The organism is uncultured Pseudoteredinibacter sp. (assembly GCF_947502065.1).
GTDB lineage: Bacteria > Pseudomonadota > Gammaproteobacteria > Pseudomonadales > Cellvibrionaceae > Pseudoteredinibacter.
Window position 1 is genome coordinate 1 of record NZ_CANMYE010000049.1, and the last position, 231, is coordinate 231.

Sequence of the window (231 nt, forward strand, 5' to 3'; positions counted from 1 at the left end):
GGTTGTTGATAGCTTGGCAGTCGTTGTGACCGATAGCGATGGGACTACCGCTAACGGCACGTTGGATATTTTAATTACTGATACGGCGCCAGTTGCGAATGCGGATACCGATTCAACTGATGCTGACAATAACGCAACCGGTAATGTTCGCACCGATGTTGGTGGCGCCGATGTAGATGGCGCTGATGCAGCAGCCATTACCGGTGTAGTTGCTGGTACGCAAACCGGCGA

At 52.4% G+C, this 231-nt stretch carries 1 protein-coding gene; it reads left to right on the plus strand.

What is annotated here, in order from left to right; translation table 11 throughout:
- Nucleotides 1–231 (plus strand): hypothetical protein (locus Q1A41_RS20320; RefSeq protein WP_299983005.1); only part of this gene is annotated, 231 nt, incomplete at both ends.